We start from the raw sequence: 14672 nt of genomic DNA, 5'->3' as shown, positions 1-14672 counted from the left end.
GGCGGGCCGAACCCGCCGCGCGGGGTCTCCCCACGTCAGGCGGGGACGCGGTACCGTGGCCGTCCCCTCCCCCATGATCCTCGTAGCCGCCTGGAGGTTCCGTGGTACAGGCGTACATCCTGATCCAGACCGAGGTCGGCAAGGCCACCGTGGTGGCCGAGGTGATCTCCAAGCTCCCCGGGGTCCTCACCGCCGAGGACGTCACGGGCCCGTACGACGTGATCGTGCGGGCCCAGGCGGACACCGTGGACGAACTCGGCCGCATGGTGGTCGCCAAGGTCCAGCAGGTGGACGGCATCACCCGCACCCTGACCTGCCCGGTGGTCCATCTGTAGCCGCGGCCTATGCTCGGGCGGTGAACGTCTTCGTGCCCGCCCGACTCCGGCCCCTCCTCCCGCTGCCCGCCACCGTGCTGCTGACGGTGGCGGGCTGCTCGTCCGGCCCGGCGAACGCGGTCGCGGTGCCGAGCCCCTCCCCGTCGGCCGCCGCGATCTGCCGCGCCCTGCACGACAGGCTGCCCGGCACCGTCGACGGGCTCGCCCGGCACGCCACCACCCCCGCCTCGCCGTTCACCGCGGCCTGGGGCAACCCCCAGGTGGAGCTGCGCTGCGGGGTGCCGCGCCCGAGGTCGCTCACCCCGGGCGATCCGCACTACGACCCCACGGCGGAGGCGGTCGGGGTGAACGACGTCACCTGGCTGCCCCAGCAGTTCGACGGCGGCTACCGCTTCACCACCACCGGCCGCGCCGCCTTCGTCGAGGTCACCGTGCCCAGCGCCTACAAGCCGGAGGTCAACCCGCTGACCGATCTGGCCGCGGCCGTCAAGCGGGCCGACCCGACGGAGCTGTAGCCGCGCGGCGGCCACGGCACCGGCGGGCGTGGCTCAGCGCAACCCCGTCGAGCGGCGCAGCGCGGCCTGGATCAGCCGGTCCACCAGCTCCGGGTAGTCGACCCCGGTGGCCTCCCACATCCGCGGGTACATCGAGATCGGGGTGAACCCGGGCATGGTGTTGACCTCGTTGATGACGAACTCGCCGTCGTCGGTGAGGAAGAAGTCTGCGCGGACCAGGCCCTCGCAGGAGACCGCGTCGAAGGCGCGCACCGCCAGCTCCCGTACCCGGGCGGTCTCCTCGTCGGTCAGCGGGGCCGGGACGACGCCCTCGGCGGAGTCGATGTACTTGGCCTCGAAGTCGTAGAAGCCGTGGGCGTCGGCGGGCGGGATCCAGGCCGGGACGCTGGCCCGCGGCCCGTCCTCGAACTCCAGCACCCCGCACTCGATCTCCCGGCCGGACAGCGCCGACTCCACGAGGATCTTGGGGTCGTGGGACTGCGCCAGCTCGACGGCGGCGTCCAGCTCGTCGGGGCCGTCCACCTTGCTGATGCCCATCGAGGAGCCGGCCCGGGCGGGCTTGACGAACAGCGGCCACCCCTCACGCTCGGCGAAGTCGGTGATCCGGCGGCGGGCGGCGGCCGGGTCGGCGTGCCACTCGCGGGGGCGGATCACCAGGTAGGGGCCGACGGCCAGGCCGAAGGAGGTGAAGACACGCTTCATGTACTCCTTGTCCATGCCGACCGCGGAGGCGAGCACGCCGGCGCCCACGTACGGCACCCCGGACAGCTCCAGCAGCCCCTGGAGGGTGCCGTCCTCGCCGTACGGGCCGTGCAGCACCGGGAAGACGACGTCGACCTCGCCGAGCGCCTTGGGCACCGAACCCGGCTCGGACAGGACGACCTCGCGGCTGGCCGGGTCGACCGGCAGCACGACGCTGCCCTCGGCGGACTCCGCCAGGCGTGCCACGTCGGGCAGTTGGCCCGCGGTGATCGCCATGCGGTCGGGTTCGTCGGCGGCGAGCGCCCAGCGGCCGTCGGTGGTGATGCCGATGGGCAGGACGTCGTACTTGGTCCGGTCGATGGCGCGCAGGACGGCTCCGGCGGTGACCACCGAGATGGCGTGCTCGGAGCTGCGTCCGCCGAAGACGACGGCGACCCGCGGCTTGCGGCCGGACGGCGGCCGGCTGTGGTGTGAAGGCATGTTGCTCATGTCGCTGTGACCCTACCCGTTGGTTCCCGGTGCTTCAGCGACGCTCGGCCTTGGTCGACCGCGACATCAGCTCCTTCAGCGCAACCAGCGGCGGTTTGCCCTGGTGCACGATGCCCACCACGGTTTCGGTGATCGGCATCTCGACGCCCATGTCGCGGGCGAGATCCAGCACCGACCGGCAGGACTTGACGCCCTCGGCGGTCTGCTTGGTGACCGCCACCGTCTCCTCCAGGGTCATCCCGCGCCCGAGGTTGATGCCGAAGGTGTGGTTGCGGGAGAGCGGGGAGGCGCAGGTGGCGACGAGGTCGCCCATGCCGGCCAGCCCGGCGAAGGTGTGCGCGTCGGCGCCCATGGCCAGCCCCAGCCGGGTGGTCTCGGCCAGGCCGCGGGTGATCAGCGACGCCTTGGCGTTGTCGCCCAGGCCCATGCCCTCGGCGATGCCGACGGCGAGCGCGATGACGTTCTTGACCGCGCCGCCGAGTTCGGTGCCGACCACGTCGGTGTTGGTGTACGGGCGGAAGTAGGCGGTGTGGCAGGCGCTCTGCAGCCGCCGGGCCACCTCCTCGTCCCGGCAGGCGACCACCGCGGCGGCGGGCTGGCGGGCGGCGATCTCCCCGGCGAGGTTGGGCCCGGACAGCACGGCGACGCGTTCCGGGGCCGCCTTGGCGACCTCCTCGATCACCTCGCTCATCCGCTTCTTGGTGCCGAGTTCGACGCCCTTCATCAGGCTGACCAGCACGGCGTCGGCGGGGAACAGCGGTGCCCAGGCGGCCAGGTTCTCCCGCAGTGTCTGCGAGGGCACGGCCAGGACGACGAATTCGGCGCCCTCGGCGGCGCGGGCCGGGTCGGTGGTGGCGGTGACGGACGGCGGCAGGGCCACCCCGGGCAGGTAGTCCGGGTTGATCCGGGTGGTGTTGATCGTCTCGGCGAGGGCGGGGCGCCGGCCCCACATGGTCACCTCGCAGCCGGCGTCGGCGAGGATCATGGCGAACGCCGTGCCCCACGAGCCGGTTCCGTACACCGCGCAGCGCGTCACTTGCTCTCCTCCCGCTCCGCGGCCCGGTCGGCCCGGCGGCGTTCTTCCTCACGGGCCTTGCGCATGTCGTAGCGTTCCGCGGGGGCCCGCTCGCCGCGCAACTCCTCCAGCAGGCCGGTGATGGCGTCCATGATGGTCCCGGTCGCCGCGCGCAGCACCTCGGGGGTGGGTTCCTGGTCGTAGTACGCGGACAGGTCCACCGGCGGCCCGGCCACCACCCGCAGCGTCTTGCGCGGCAGCAGCCTCGGCTTGCCGTACGGGGGCAGCGCCTCGTTGGCGCCCCACTGGGCGATCGGGATGACCGGTGCCCTGGTGAGCAGGGCCACCCGGGCCACCCCGGTCTTGCCGGTCATCGGCCACAGTCCGGGGTCGCGGGTGAGGGTGCCCTCGGGGTAGAACGCGACGCACTCGCCCCGTTCGATGGCGGCCACCGCGGCCCGGAAGGCACCGGCGGCGTTCACCGACTCGCGGTAGACCGGGATCTGGTCGGTGCCGCGCATGAAGGCACCGGCCACGCCCTTGCGGAAAAGGGCGTCCTTGGCGAGGAAACGCGGCACCCGTCCGGTGTTGTACTGGAAGTGCGCGTAGGAGAACGTGTCGAGATACGAGTTGTGGTTGATGGCGGTGATGAATCCGCCGTCGGCCGGAATGTTCTCCATTCCGCGCCAGTCCCGCTTGAAGAGGACGATGAGCCACGGTTTCACGATGACAGCGGCCAAGCGGTACCAGAAGCCGATTCTGCGGCGGGACACCAGGACATCCTCCTCGATTGGCGCTGCCCGCGGGATTCGGGCTTTCGGACAGCCGCACAAGTGTCGCCCCAGGTCCGCGGTCTGTCGAGAAGCCCACCGCCGGGACGCGTACCGAACACCGTAACGCGCGCCCGTCCGGCGGCCGTGGCCGGTGGTCGCCGGGCGGTGCGCCGGCCGGGGGAAGCGGGCGGTGACAATGTCCCGGTGCCCGAGGAAGACGTGTGGGATCTGGTGGTGCCGCTCAAGCCGCTGACCGTGGCCAAGTCGCGGCTGCGGGGGGCCGCGGCGGCCGGGGTGGTGGTCCGGCCGCCGCTGGCGCTGGCGTTCGCGCAGGACACCGTGGCGGCGGCGCTGGCGTGTCCGGCGGTGGCCGGGGTGACGGTGGTCACCGACGATCCGCTGGCGGCGCCGGAGCTGGCGGCGCTGGGGGCGCGGGTCTTCCCGGACGCGCCGGGCGGCGGGCTCAACGCGGCGCTGACGCACGGGGCGCGCCTGGTGCGCGCGGAACGGCCGGGGGCGTCGGTGGCGGCCCTCAACGCCGATCTGCCGGCGCTGCGCCCGGCGGAACTGGCCCGGGCCCTTTCGGTCGCCGGACGGGCCCGGCGCGCCTTCGTCGCGGACGCGGCCGGGCTCGGCACCACCCTGCTCACCGCTTCCCGCGGCACCGACCTCTCCCCCGCCTTCGAAGGCCCCTCCCGCGCCCGCCACCTCGCCTCCGGCGCCCGCGAGATCCGCCTCCCCGACATCGACTCCCTCCGCCGCGACGTCGACACCCCCGCCGACCTCCGCATCGCCCTCTCCCTGGGCGTAGGCCCCCACACCACCACCGCCACCACGGGCATCTTCGCCAAGGGAGGCGCCTTCGCCGAACATCCCGAGTGACCCCCGCCCGCCCAGGCGCGGCCGACGGACCCCCTGCGGCGGGCCTCGCGGACTCCGCGGCGGCGGATCGGGCGGCCGACAACGGGCACCCTGGAGCCCGCGCGGCGGAAACCCCTCACCCGAGCCCGCGCAACGGAACGGGACGCCCGCAACGGCCCTCACCGGGGCCCGAAGCGAAACCGGCAGCACGACCCCGCACCGGCGAAGCGGACAGCACGCAACGAGCACGACCGGAGCCCGCAGCGAAACCGCCACGCCAGCGCACTCGGCGGAACCGGCACTCGCCGGAAGCCCGCAGCGGCGGAACGCGCGGCCAGCAACGGGTACCACGGAGCCCGCACAGCGGAACGGGCACACGCACCCCGCAGCGGCGAAACGGACAGCACGCAACGAGTGCACGACCGCAGCCCGCGCAGCGAAACCGGCGGCACGCAACGGCCATCACGCACCCACGGCAGCGAAACCGGCGCCCGCGCAGCGGAACACGCGTCCCACGACGGATGCCACGGAGCGCACTCGGCGGAACCGGCCCCCATGAAAGCCCGCGGCGGCGGAACGGGCGGCACGCAACGGTCATCACGAGCCCGCGGCAGCGAAACCGCCACGCCAGCGCACTCGGCGGAACCGGCCCTCCTCCGAAGCCCGCGGCGGCGGAACTCGCGGGGGGCACAGGGGGTCATAGGCTGGGCCCATGCAGGCGACTTCCTACACGTTCGACCCCGACACCCGGTCCGGCAGCGTGCTGCTGGACGACGGGACGCCGCTGCCGTTCGACGCGGCGGCGTTCGACGCCGGGGACCTGCGGCTGTTGCGGCCGGGGCAGCGGGTGCGGATCCGTACCGAGGGGACGGGTGAGGCGCGCCGGGTGGTCTTCGTGACGTTGCAGACGTTCCCGGATCCGGGCGCGGCGGACGCCGGGGTGTAGCACGCGGGCGAGGGGTCGTTCAGGGGCGGCGGGGCGACGGGGCGCGGGCCGGGCTCAGGAGTGAGAGCCCGGCCCGTCGCGGCCCCGGCTTCACCTGCTCGCGGTCCGCTTGGCGGTGGTCTTGCGGGCGCTGCCGCGCTTGGCCGGCGCCTTCTTCGCGGGCGCGGTCTTCTTCGCGGTGGCCTTCTTGGCGGTCGCCTTCTTCGCCGTGGCCTTCTTCGCCGTGGCCTTGGCCGGTGCCTTCTTCGCCGTGGTCTTCTTCGCGGTGGTCTTCTTCGCGGGGGCCTGCGCCGCCGCCTTCTTGGCCGCCGCCTTCTTCGCGGTGGCCTTCTTCGCGGTGGCCTTCTTCGCCGCGGCCTTGACGGTCACCCCGCCGGTCAGGCTGCCCTTGGGGGCCTTCTTGACCGCGATGTCGCCCTTGGGCAGCTTCTTGCTGCCGCTGACCAGGTCCTTGAAGCCCTGGCCGGCCCGGAAGCGCGGCACGGAGGTCTTCTTGACCCGGACGCGTTCGCCGGTCTGCGGGTTGCGGGCGTACCGCGCGGGGCGGTCCACCTTCTCGAACGAGCCGAAACCGGTGACCGAGACCCGCTCGCCGGCCACCACCGCCCGGACGATCGCGTCGAGCACCGCGTCGACCGCGTCCGCGGCCTGCTGGCGTCCGCCGAGCTTGTCGGCGATTGCTTCTACGAGCTGCGCCTTGTTCACGACTTCCCCTTCGGAGACTTTGCTGGAACGAAAGAGTTCAAGCTTTTTCGCACGTTAGGCAGATATATACCGCAAATCAAATACGAAACGGGCGAATCACCCTTGTGCCGCAACGAACTCGGCTCAGGGAGTTCCGTCGTCGGGGAATCGGCCTTCCTCGAGGTCCCGCATGAGACGGTCCAACCGGCGCGCGGCACCGGCCACGTCGTGCTTGGCCGCGGCGGTGATCACGAGCAGCTTGCGGGTCAGCACCACCCGTACGTCCTCGGAGACTTGCAGCGAGCGCACCCTGCTGTGCGCCTGCTTGAGGCGGTCGGCGACGATCCGGTAGAGCGCGAGTTGATCGTTGCCGTCCATGCGCCAATTGTGCCATCTGTGGCGAGTTGTCACCTCCGCGGGACCGCAACTCGGCGCGCGCGGCGGCCGAACACGCCGACGCGCCCCCCGCCTCGCGGCGGGGCGCGTCGGCAGATGCTACGCGGCGGCCTGGTCAGACCTGGACGGTGGTCGGCTTGAACGCCGGGCGTCGTGCCTCGTAGGCGGCGATTTCGGGCTCGTGGCGCAGGGTGAGGCTGATGTCGTCCAGCCCCTCCAGCAGCCGCCAGCGGGCATTGTCGTCGAGTTCGAAGGAAGCGGTTACGCCTTCTGCGCGAACTTCCCTCGCCACCAGGTCGACGGTGATCTCCGCGGCCGGGTCGGACTCGGTCAGTTTCCACAGCCGCTCGATCACGTCCTGCGGCAGCACCACGGTGAGCAGGCCGTTCTTGAGGGAGTTGCCGCGGAAGATGTCGGCGAAGCGGGACGACAGCACGGTCTTGAAGCCGTAGTTCTGCAACGCCCACACCGCGTGCTCACGCGAGGAGCCGGTGCCGAAGTCGGGTCCGGCCACCAGGACGGTGGCACCCTGCCGTTCCGGGGCGTTGAGCACGAACGACTCGTCCTTGCGCCACGCCTCGAACAGCCCGTCCTCGAAGCCGTTGCGGGTGACCTTCTTCAGCCAGTGGGCCGGGATGATCTGGTCGGTGTCGACGTTGCCGCGGCGCAGCGGGACCGCCCGGCCGGTGTGGGTGGTGAACGCTTCCATGGTCCTCAGACCTCCACGGTGACAGGGGCTTTGGCCAGGTCGGCCGGGGACGCCAGGTGGCCGGTGACCGCGGTGGCCGCGGCGACCTGCGGGGAGACCAGGTGGGTGCGTCCGCCCTTGCCCTGCCGCCCCTCGAAGTTGCGGTTGGAGGTGGAGGCGGAACGCTCGCCGGGCGCCAGTTGGTCCGGGTTCATGCCCAGGCACATCGAGCAACCCGCGTGCCGCCATTCGGCGCCGGCCGCGGTGAACACCTTGTCCAGCCCCTCCTCGACGGCCTGGAGCGCCACCCGTACCGAGCCGGGGACCACCAGCATCCGCACCCCGTCGGCGACCTTGCGCCCCTGAAGCACCGCGGCGGCGGCCCGCAGGTCCTCGATCCGGCCGTTGGTGCACGATCCGACGAAGACGGTGTCCACCGCGACGTCGCGCAGCGGCGTCCCCGCGGTCAGCCCCATGTATTCCAGCGCCTTCTCGGCGGCCAGCCGCTCGCTGGGGTCGTCGAACGAGGCCGGGTCGGGCACCGAGGCCGACAGCGGCGCGCCCTGGCCCGGGTTGGTGCCCCAGGTCACGAACGGGGACAGCTCGGCGGCGTCGATGTAGACCTCGTGGTCGAAGACGGCGTCCTCGTCGGTGCGCAGCGTCCTCCAGTACGCCACCGCGGCGTCCCAGTCGGCGCCCTTGGGCGCGTGCGGGCGCCCTTCCAGGTAGGCGAACGTGGTCTCGTCCGGCGCGATCATGCCGGCCCGGGCGCCCGCCTCGATGGACATGTTGCACACGGTCATCCGGGCCTCCATCGAGAGCTTCTCGATGGCCTGGCCGCGGTATTCGATCACGTACCCCTGGCCGCCGCCGGTGCCGATCCGGGCGATGATCGCCAGGATCAGGTCCTTGGCGGTGACGCCGTCCGGCAGCTCGCCGTCGACGGTGATCGCCATGGTCCTGAACGGCGCCATCGGCAGCGTCTGGGTGGCCAGCACGTGCTCGACCTGGCTGGTGCCGATGCCGAAGGCGAGCGCGCCGAACGCGCCGTGCGTGGAGGTGTGGCTGTCGCCGCAGACCACCGTGGTGCCCGGCTGGGTCAGCCCCAACTGCGGACCGACCACGTGCACCACGCCCTGCTCGACGTCACCGAGCGGGTGCAGCCGCACCCCGAACTCCGCGCAGTTCTTGCGCAGCGTCTCCAACTGGGTGCGGGAGACCGGGTCGGCGATCGGCTTGTCGATGTCGAGCGTCGGGGTGTTGTGGTCCTCGGTCGCGATGGTCAGGTCGGTCCGGCGGACCGTACGCCCGCTGAGCCGCAGTCCGTCGAACGCCTGCGGACTGGTCACCTCGTGCAGCAGATGCAGATCGATGTAGAGAAGGTCCGGCTCGCCATCGGCGCGCCGGACGACATGGTCGTCCCAGACCTTCTCCGCGAGTGTCCGTCCCATCGCTTTCCCTCCGGCCGGCTTCGTCGCCGGCCAACTCGTCCGAGTTCGGCGGCGTCCGTTCCCGCGTGCGCGGCCTCGGTGGGTACGGGCTCTGGCGCGTGCGGACATGGGTGTGGTGCGGTCACACCCGGACGCCGATCCGGCGTTGACCCCCAGCGTGACGGGTTCGCCGGAAAATTGAACTTGCGTTTCACACTGTGAGACGTAAGTATCGTTGCATGGACAACACTAGCGGCGTCGGCGTTCTCGACAAGGCGGCTGCGGTGCTCAGCGCACTGGAGTCCGGCCCGGCCACCCTGGCCGGGCTGGTCGCCGCGACCGGACTCGCCCGCCCCACTGCGCACCGCCTCGCTGTCGCGCTCGAACACCACCGCATGGTGGCCCGCGACATGCAGGGCCGTTTCATCCTCGGACCGCGCCTCGCGGAGCTTTCCGCCGCCGCGGGCGAGGACCGGCTGCTCGCTGCGGCCGGTCCGGTGCTCACGCACCTACGCGACGTGACCGGCGAGAGCGCCCAGCTCTACCGTCGCCAGGGCGACATGCGCATCTGTGTGGCCGCGGCGGAGCGGCTGTCCGGCCTGCGGGACACCGTCCCGGTGGGTTCCACGCTCCCCATGAAGGCCGGCTCCGCCGCCCAGGTCCTGCTCGCCTGGGAGGAACCCGAGCGGTTGCACCGGGGCTTGCAGGGGGCGCGATTCACCGCGACCGCGCTCTCCGGCGTCCGCCGGCGCGGCTGGGCGCAGTCCATCGGCGAACGCGAACCCGGCGTCGCCTCCGTCTCCGCGCCCGTCCGCGGCCCCTCCAACCGCGTCGTCGCGGCGGTCTCCGTCTCCGGCCCCATCGAGCGCCTCACCCGCCACCCCGGCCGCATGCACGCCCAAGCCGTCATCGACGCCGCCGCCCGCCTCACGGACGCCTTGCGCCGCAACGGCTCCTAGGCCCCGCCCACGCGGGTTCGCTCGCGCTGGCGGTCAGCCATTACTCCGTGGCCCGGTTCGCCCGTTCCGGGTTTCCGGGGTGGCCCCGGTGGCCCCTGTCGTGGTGACCGGTTCGCCCGGTTCGGGGTGTCGGGGCGCCTCCGGCGGGCCTCCTGCCCGGTGGGTGGTCGGTGGGTTTTTGGTTTGGTTCGGCACCGGGTGGGTTCGCCTATTGCCGGTACGGGGTCGGGGGCGCGCCGGGAGTGACTCCTCGCTCCCCGTATCCCCCACACTTGCGCTCCGGCTACTGGGTCGCTGCGGGGACACCCCCGGCACACCCCCTCCCGTCCGTTCGCGGGTGCCTCTCTTCGCGGGGGAGGGGGATTTGGGAGGTTGGGGTCACCCCGATCTCCCTCTCACCCCCTCCGTGCCGCAGCGCGGAACGATGCAGAACGGGGGCGTGCAGGGGTGTCCCCGCAGCGACCCAGCGGGGCGGCGGAAAGCCGAAGACGAAACGCGGAGCGAGGAGTCACCCCGGAGGGCCCCCGGACCCAGGGCAGACAGTGCGCATCCCGCACTGTACGAGTACAGCCACGGGGTGGGCGGGCGGGAAACACTGGACGTCAGCCACGACGAAACCGGGACCGGGGCCGCCCCGAGGAGGTAATGGCTGACCGCCAGCGCGAGCGAACCGGTCGCAACGGCCCCTACAACGCGAAAAAGGCCCCGAAGGGCCTTTCCCACTGGTACCCCCGACCGGATTCGAACCGGCGCTACCGCCTTGAGAGGGCGGCGTGCTAGGCCGCTACACAACGGGGGCCCTAGCGATCCCACTTGGAGATCCGTACCCCCGACCGGATTCGAACCGGCGCTACTGCCTTGAGAGGGCAGCGTGCTAGGCCGCTACACAACGGGGGCTTCCCTGACCGAAGATCAGGAGGAGAGACCGAGCTGAGCAAGATCTCTTGCTGGGGTACCAGGACTCGAACCTAGACTAACTGAACCAGAATCAGTCGTGCTGCCAATTACACCATACCCCACCAAAACTCAACCCCTTGGGGTTTTGTTTGGCTTGCGCTTCCCGCTCCGGCCTCTTGGCCTTCCCGGGCGGCGCAGGAAGAACATTACCCGATCGGGGGCGGTGCTCCAAAACGGGTTCCGGCGGGCCGTCGTGCCGCCCTGGCCTGCGGCCCTCCCGAGCCGCAGGTCAGGGCGGTACGACCCGGCCCAGCCAGGCGCGGACCCCTCGGGTTGCCCGTCCGGCCACCCCTCAAACCCCGGCCCCGCCGCCCCCTCACACGACCACCTCCGCCCACACCGTCTTCCCCGGCGCACCCACCCTCGGCACCACCCCCCACCGCGCCGCCACCTCCGCCACGATCCACAATCCCCGGCCCTCCTCAGCGTCCGGTCCGGGGACGCTCGGCCGCTCCGGCGGCATCCGGTCGCCCCGGGTGTCGGTCACCTCCACCCGCACGACCCCGTCCTCCGCCGCCAGCCGCAACTGGAAGTCACGCCCCGGCACGTGTCCGTGGTGCACCGCGTTCGCCGCCAGCTCGCCGACCACCAGCACCACGGCGTCGTACGCCGCACCGCCCGGCGAATACCCCCACCCCTCCAACCGCCGCGCCGCCAACCTCCTGGCCAGCCGCGCCCCACGCTCGGTCGGGGTGAAACACATCTCGAACTTCTCCGTCGAGGGAACTTTCGTCGTCACGCCTACGAGGCTGATCGACCCGCCCTAGCGTTTCCAGTAACGACGCCACTACAGGCGGTGCCTGTGCGCCGCCGTGTGACTGCTGTCCGGGCAGAGGGAGGGAACCCGCGCATGAAGATCCCAGACCAGAACGACGGACCCGCGTTCGAGGAAGACTCCGTCAACGAACTCCTCCGGTCCTTCGGCCGCCAGATGAAGATCCTCCGCGAGGCCGCCGGCCTGACCCAGGCCGAACTCGGCAAGAAACTCGGCTACTCCGAATCCGCCGTCAGCGCGGTCGAACGCGGCGCCCGCATCCCCCGCCCGGAGATGATCGAATCCGTCGACAAGGTCCTCCGCGCCCGTGGCCTCCTCCTCACCCGCAAACGCGAGATCGGCTACGCGCACTACCCCGCGTTCTTCCGCGACGCGGCACGGATCGAGGAGGAAGCCGTCGAGTTCCATCAGTACGCACCGCTGATCGTGCCCGGCATGCTCCAGACCGAGGACTACTCGCGGGCGATCTTCCGCATGTGGCGCCCTCGACGGCATGACGCGGAGATCGAGCAGTTGGTGGCGGCACGCATGGCCCGCCACGCACTCTTCGACCGCAAGCCCGCACCAACGTTGAGTTTCGTGCTGGAAGAGTCAGTGCTGCAACGTCGATTGGGCGGGGTAGAGGTACTACGTGGCCAACTCGAACACCTGCTCCTCGTCTGCGACGACCCCAACGTCGAGATCCAGGTGATGCCGACCCGCGTGAGCGACCACGCTTGTGTGGACGGCCCGTTCACGTTGATGACGGCTCAGGGCCAGGAGCAGGTCGGCTACCTGGAGAGCCAGGGCTACGGCCGAGTGATCCATGATCAGGAAACCGTCCGCGAGTTGGCCGTCCGGTATGGAATCCTGCGGGCACAGGCGATGCCGCCCCTGGAGTCGATGCAGTTCATCGAGAAGCTTCTGCAAGGAGTGCTATGAGCATCCAGCAGCACGTTGGCCATCCGCTCACCTGGTTCAAGAGCAGCTACAGCGGTGGGTCGGGCGGGGACTGCGTAGAGGTCGCCGTCAACTGGACGAAGAGCAGCTACAGCGGCAGCGACGGCGGAGACTGCGTCGAGGTCGCCACGTGCCCGTCCGCCATCCACATCAGGGACTCCAAGGATCCGGACGGGGGGACGCTGACCGTGTCGCCGGAGGCGTGGGCCTCGTTCGTGGAGTTCGCGCGGGGGTTGTGAGCGGGTGAGAACGCCGGTGGCCGCCTCGAGGGGCGGCCACCGGCGTTTTCACGTGCGGGTGACGCGGACGCCGGTGACGCCGAGCAGCCCCGCGAGGGGAACGGTCGCGGAGCGCTGGGCGGGATCGACCGTGTAGCCGCCGGTGCGGAGGAGGTCGAGGAGGTGTTCGGCGAGCGGCATGACCATGTGGCGGCCCCAGCAGCGTTCGTTGGCGTGGCCGAAGGGGAGGTAGCCGCGTTGGTTGTCGCCGTCGAGGTCGGCCCAGCGGTCGGGGCGGAAGTCGTCGGGGTCGGGCCAGATGGCCGGGTCGCGGTGGCTGAGGAGCGGGAGGATCAGGATGTCGTCCGTGGCGCCGATGCGGGCGTCGATCGCGGGGAACTCCGGGGAGGCGACGCGCAGGATGTTCCAGGACGGCGGGAGGAGCCGCATGGACTCCAGGAGGATGTGCAGGTTGGGGGTGTCGTCGTCGAAGGGGGCGCCGAGCCAGAGCGCGTTGGCGACGAGGGTGGAGACGGTGAAGCAGACCGGCGCGGCGGCGCGGCGGTACAGGCCCATCGCGTGGCGGCGGTCGTTGTAGGTGCCGGCGGCGGTGGTGAGGCCGCCGAGGCGGGAGAGCGACGGTTCGGGGCTGAGCGGGCGGGCGGCGCCGGTGGCGATGACCGACCAGGTGAGTTTGGTGGTCAATTCGAGTTTGCGGTCGACGAGTACCCGGAGCCGGTAGGGGTCGGCGCCGAAAACCATGTCGCGGAGGTATACGTGGCCGACGTGCGGCCATTCTCCGGAGAGGTCGATGTTATTCGGCGCGGGTTTTTTCAGCGCGGCCTTGACGTCGTGGGAGACGGCCTGCATGACGGTGGCCGCCTCGGTGCGGCTGATGGAGCGGCCTTGCAGGGGTTTGAACGTGGGGCGTTCGTTCTCGTTGGCGGGCCTGCTCGCCAGCAGGGTGTCGATGAGGTCGGCCCCGGCGATCCCGATCGTCCCCGGGTCGAGCCGGAAGAGGTCCGACCCCCGGCGTTCGCGCAGGAGTTGGTCGATCCTCGGGGTGAACACGGTGACCCGGCCGCGCCGGTCGGTTGCGGAAACAGCCATCGGTGGAGGTCTCCCAGCGAAGACGGCCGCGCGCCCGGCGAACCCCGCCGGACGCGCGGCCGGAGCCGTCAGTACCAGATGTACCAGGCGTACGACTTCAGGCTCTTCTCCACGCCCAATTTCCGCTTGATCGCGCCGACAAGCTTCATGACAGCACCTCCGATTCGACGGTGAAACTGACCGAGCCGTGCACAAAATCCAGCGGAACCGGACGGTAATTTCAACCTGCAACCATCCTCGCGGCCCCGCTGCGGAAGAGTAGAGCCCAGCCCGCGTGCATATGTCAATGGCCTGATCACCGCCTTACCGGCGGAAACGTGAGCGCCCCGTCAGTGCGCCCAGTCGTTGAGCGGCCCGGTGGCGAGCGCGATGCCGACGGGATCGGGCAACACGATTGCCCGGCCGAACGCCACCGCTTCCGTGCGCTGGTAACCGGAGCTGTGAGGGCGCGAGCGGACGAGCACGCATCCGTCGTCCCGGTCGACGACCAGGAGGACGGGGATCCCGCTCTCCGCGTACGCCCGCGTCTTTCCGGCCAGGGTGTCGGAGGCGCGCGAGGTCACCTCGACCGCCATCAGCACCTTGCCGGGGGCGCCCCACTCCCCCTCGCCCGCGAGACCGCCCGAGGGGAGGAGGACGCCGTCCGGACGGGCGTAGTCGTTCCGGTCGGTCCCGGCCCTCAATCCCCGACCGCAGTAGAGCCACAGGTCAGGACGCGTCTGGACGCAGACGCAGGTGAGCCACTGCATGATCATGCCGTGGTTGCCGTCGCGGCCCGGCCGCTCGTGCGGGCGGCCACGCACGAACTCCAGTTGCAGTCCCGCCCCGATGCGGGCGGCGCAACGCGCCAGTTCTTCGAACTCCTCCGGGAACACCCGCC

At 71.3% G+C, this 14672-nt stretch carries 18 protein-coding genes and 3 tRNA genes; 7 read left to right on the top strand and 14 right to left on the bottom strand.

The features are described 5' to 3' along the window. The first annotated feature begins 101 nt into the window (after positions 1 to 101). Both SCATT_RS20780 and SCATT_RS20775 read left to right on the top strand, forming a co-directional pair. Positions 102 to 335: an Lrp/AsnC ligand binding domain-containing protein gene (locus SCATT_RS20780; protein WP_014145108.1), complete on the top strand. Its 234-nt coding sequence runs from the start codon at positions 102 to 104 to the stop codon at positions 333 to 335. A gap of 20 nt (positions 336 to 355) precedes the next feature. Next, complete coding sequence (locus SCATT_RS20775; protein ID WP_014145107.1) at positions 356 to 850, top strand: DUF3515 domain-containing protein; 495 nt, start codon at positions 356 to 358, stop codon at positions 848 to 850. A gap of 33 nt (positions 851 to 883) precedes the next feature. Here SCATT_RS20775 and SCATT_RS20770 read toward each other — a convergent pair whose 3' ends face one another. The 3 genes from SCATT_RS20770 to SCATT_RS20760 are packed head-to-tail and all read right to left on the bottom strand — an operon-like array spanning position 884 to position 3829. Beyond that, positions 884 to 2041 carry a D-alanine--D-alanine ligase family protein gene (locus SCATT_RS20770; protein ID WP_014145106.1) on the bottom strand — a complete coding sequence of 386 codons (1158 nt, stop codon included), beginning with the start codon at positions 2039 to 2041 and terminating at the stop codon, positions 884 to 886. Positions 2042 to 2075: 34 nt separating this feature from the next. Further along, positions 2076 to 3077: an NAD(P)H-dependent glycerol-3-phosphate dehydrogenase gene (locus tag SCATT_RS20765; protein ID WP_014145105.1), complete on the bottom strand. Its 1002-nt coding sequence runs from the start codon at positions 3075 to 3077 to the stop codon at positions 2076 to 2078. Further along, positions 3074 to 3829, bottom strand: coding sequence for a lysophospholipid acyltransferase family protein (locus SCATT_RS20760; RefSeq protein ID WP_014145104.1), 756 nt, complete (start codon positions 3827 to 3829; stop codon positions 3074 to 3076). The genes SCATT_RS20765 and SCATT_RS20760 overlap by 4 nt, the downstream gene beginning before the upstream one ends. A gap of 204 nt (positions 3830 to 4033) precedes the next feature. On the opposite strand from SCATT_RS20760, the gene cofC reads away from it, so the two are divergent. After that, positions 4034 to 4711, top strand: coding sequence for a 2-phospho-L-lactate guanylyltransferase (gene cofC, locus SCATT_RS20755; RefSeq protein WP_014145103.1), 678 nt, complete (start codon positions 4034 to 4036; stop codon positions 4709 to 4711). Between the two features lie 691 nt (positions 4712 to 5402). After that, positions 5403 to 5636 carry a hypothetical protein gene (locus tag SCATT_RS20750; protein ID WP_014145102.1) on the top strand — a complete coding sequence of 78 codons (234 nt, stop codon included), beginning with the start codon at positions 5403 to 5405 and terminating at the stop codon, positions 5634 to 5636. 90 nt (positions 5637 to 5726) lie between these two features. Here the strand turns inward: SCATT_RS20750 and SCATT_RS20745 are convergent, their stop codons facing one another. The 4 genes from SCATT_RS20745 to leuC form a co-directional block, all read right to left on the bottom strand. Next, positions 5727 to 6341, bottom strand: a complete 615-nt coding sequence (locus SCATT_RS20745) for an HU family DNA-binding protein (RefSeq protein ID WP_014145101.1) — start codon at positions 6339 to 6341, stop codon at positions 5727 to 5729. Between the two features lie 123 nt (positions 6342 to 6464). Beyond that, positions 6465 to 6698 carry an SCO5555 family protein gene (locus SCATT_RS20740; RefSeq protein WP_014145100.1) on the bottom strand — a complete coding sequence of 78 codons (234 nt, stop codon included), beginning with the start codon at positions 6696 to 6698 and terminating at the stop codon, positions 6465 to 6467. 133 nt (positions 6699 to 6831) lie between these two features. Beyond that, a complete protein-coding gene (gene leuD, locus SCATT_RS20735) occupies positions 6832 to 7425 on the bottom strand; it encodes a 3-isopropylmalate dehydratase small subunit (protein ID WP_014145099.1) in 594 nt (197 codons plus the stop codon). A gap of 5 nt (positions 7426 to 7430) precedes the next feature. Then, positions 7431 to 8855 (bottom strand): 3-isopropylmalate dehydratase large subunit, encoded by a 1425-nt coding sequence (gene leuC / locus SCATT_RS20730; RefSeq protein ID WP_014145098.1) that lies wholly within the window; start codon positions 8853 to 8855, stop codon positions 7431 to 7433. 218 nt (positions 8856 to 9073) lie between these two features. Between leuC and ndgR the strand changes: the two genes are divergently transcribed. Continuing rightward, the gene (gene ndgR, locus SCATT_RS20725; protein ID WP_014145097.1) at positions 9074 to 9793 is read left to right on the top strand and encodes an IclR family transcriptional regulator NdgR; all 720 of its coding nucleotides are present in this window, start codon (positions 9074 to 9076) and stop codon (positions 9791 to 9793) included. Positions 9794 to 10516: 723 nt separating this feature from the next. On the opposite strand, the gene SCATT_RS20720 is transcribed toward ndgR, so the two are convergent. The 4 genes from SCATT_RS20720 to SCATT_RS20705 form a co-directional block, all read right to left on the bottom strand. Further along, positions 10517 to 10592, bottom strand: a tRNA-Glu gene (locus SCATT_RS20720). Positions 10593 to 10617: 25 nt separating this feature from the next. Continuing rightward, a tRNA-Glu gene (locus tag SCATT_RS20715) sits at positions 10618 to 10690 on the bottom strand. 50 nt (positions 10691 to 10740) lie between these two features. Then, a tRNA-Gln gene (locus tag SCATT_RS20710) sits at positions 10741 to 10812 on the bottom strand. 254 nt (positions 10813 to 11066) lie between these two features. Further along, complete coding sequence (locus SCATT_RS20705; RefSeq protein ID WP_231905139.1) at positions 11067 to 11489, bottom strand: ATP-binding protein; 423 nt, start codon at positions 11487 to 11489, stop codon at positions 11067 to 11069. Positions 11490 to 11600: 111 nt separating this feature from the next. Between SCATT_RS20705 and SCATT_RS20700 the strand changes: the two genes are divergently transcribed. Further along, positions 11601 to 12446, top strand: a complete 846-nt coding sequence (locus SCATT_RS20700; RefSeq protein ID WP_014145094.1) for a helix-turn-helix domain-containing protein — start codon at positions 11601 to 11603, stop codon at positions 12444 to 12446. Beyond that, on the top strand, positions 12443 to 12703 hold the full coding sequence (locus tag SCATT_RS20695; RefSeq protein WP_014145093.1) for a DUF397 domain-containing protein: 261 nt from the start codon (positions 12443 to 12445) through the stop codon (positions 12701 to 12703). The genes SCATT_RS20700 and SCATT_RS20695 overlap by 4 nt, the downstream gene beginning before the upstream one ends. A gap of 48 nt (positions 12704 to 12751) precedes the next feature. On the opposite strand, the gene SCATT_RS20690 is transcribed toward SCATT_RS20695, so the two are convergent. From SCATT_RS20690 to SCATT_RS20685, 3 genes are all read right to left on the bottom strand, one after another. Then, complete coding sequence (locus SCATT_RS20690; protein ID WP_014145092.1) at positions 12752 to 13792, bottom strand: cytochrome P450; 1041 nt, start codon at positions 13790 to 13792, stop codon at positions 12752 to 12754. A 68-nt stretch (positions 13793 to 13860) separates the two neighbouring features. Beyond that, positions 13861 to 13941 (bottom strand): tryptorubin family RiPP precursor, encoded by an 81-nt coding sequence (locus SCATT_RS40780; RefSeq protein WP_407696652.1) that lies wholly within the window; start codon positions 13939 to 13941, stop codon positions 13861 to 13863. 180 nt (positions 13942 to 14121) lie between these two features. Continuing rightward, positions 14122 to 14667, bottom strand: coding sequence for a Uma2 family endonuclease (locus tag SCATT_RS20685; RefSeq protein ID WP_014145091.1), 546 nt, complete (start codon positions 14665 to 14667; stop codon positions 14122 to 14124). Between the last annotated feature and the right edge of the window lie 5 nt (positions 14668 to 14672).

It is taken from the genome of Streptantibioticus cattleyicolor NRRL 8057 = DSM 46488 (assembly GCF_000240165.1).
Taxonomy (GTDB): domain Bacteria; phylum Actinomycetota; class Actinomycetes; order Streptomycetales; family Streptomycetaceae; genus Streptantibioticus; species Streptantibioticus cattleyicolor.
This window is presented reverse-complemented; position numbering and strand designations above follow the sequence as displayed.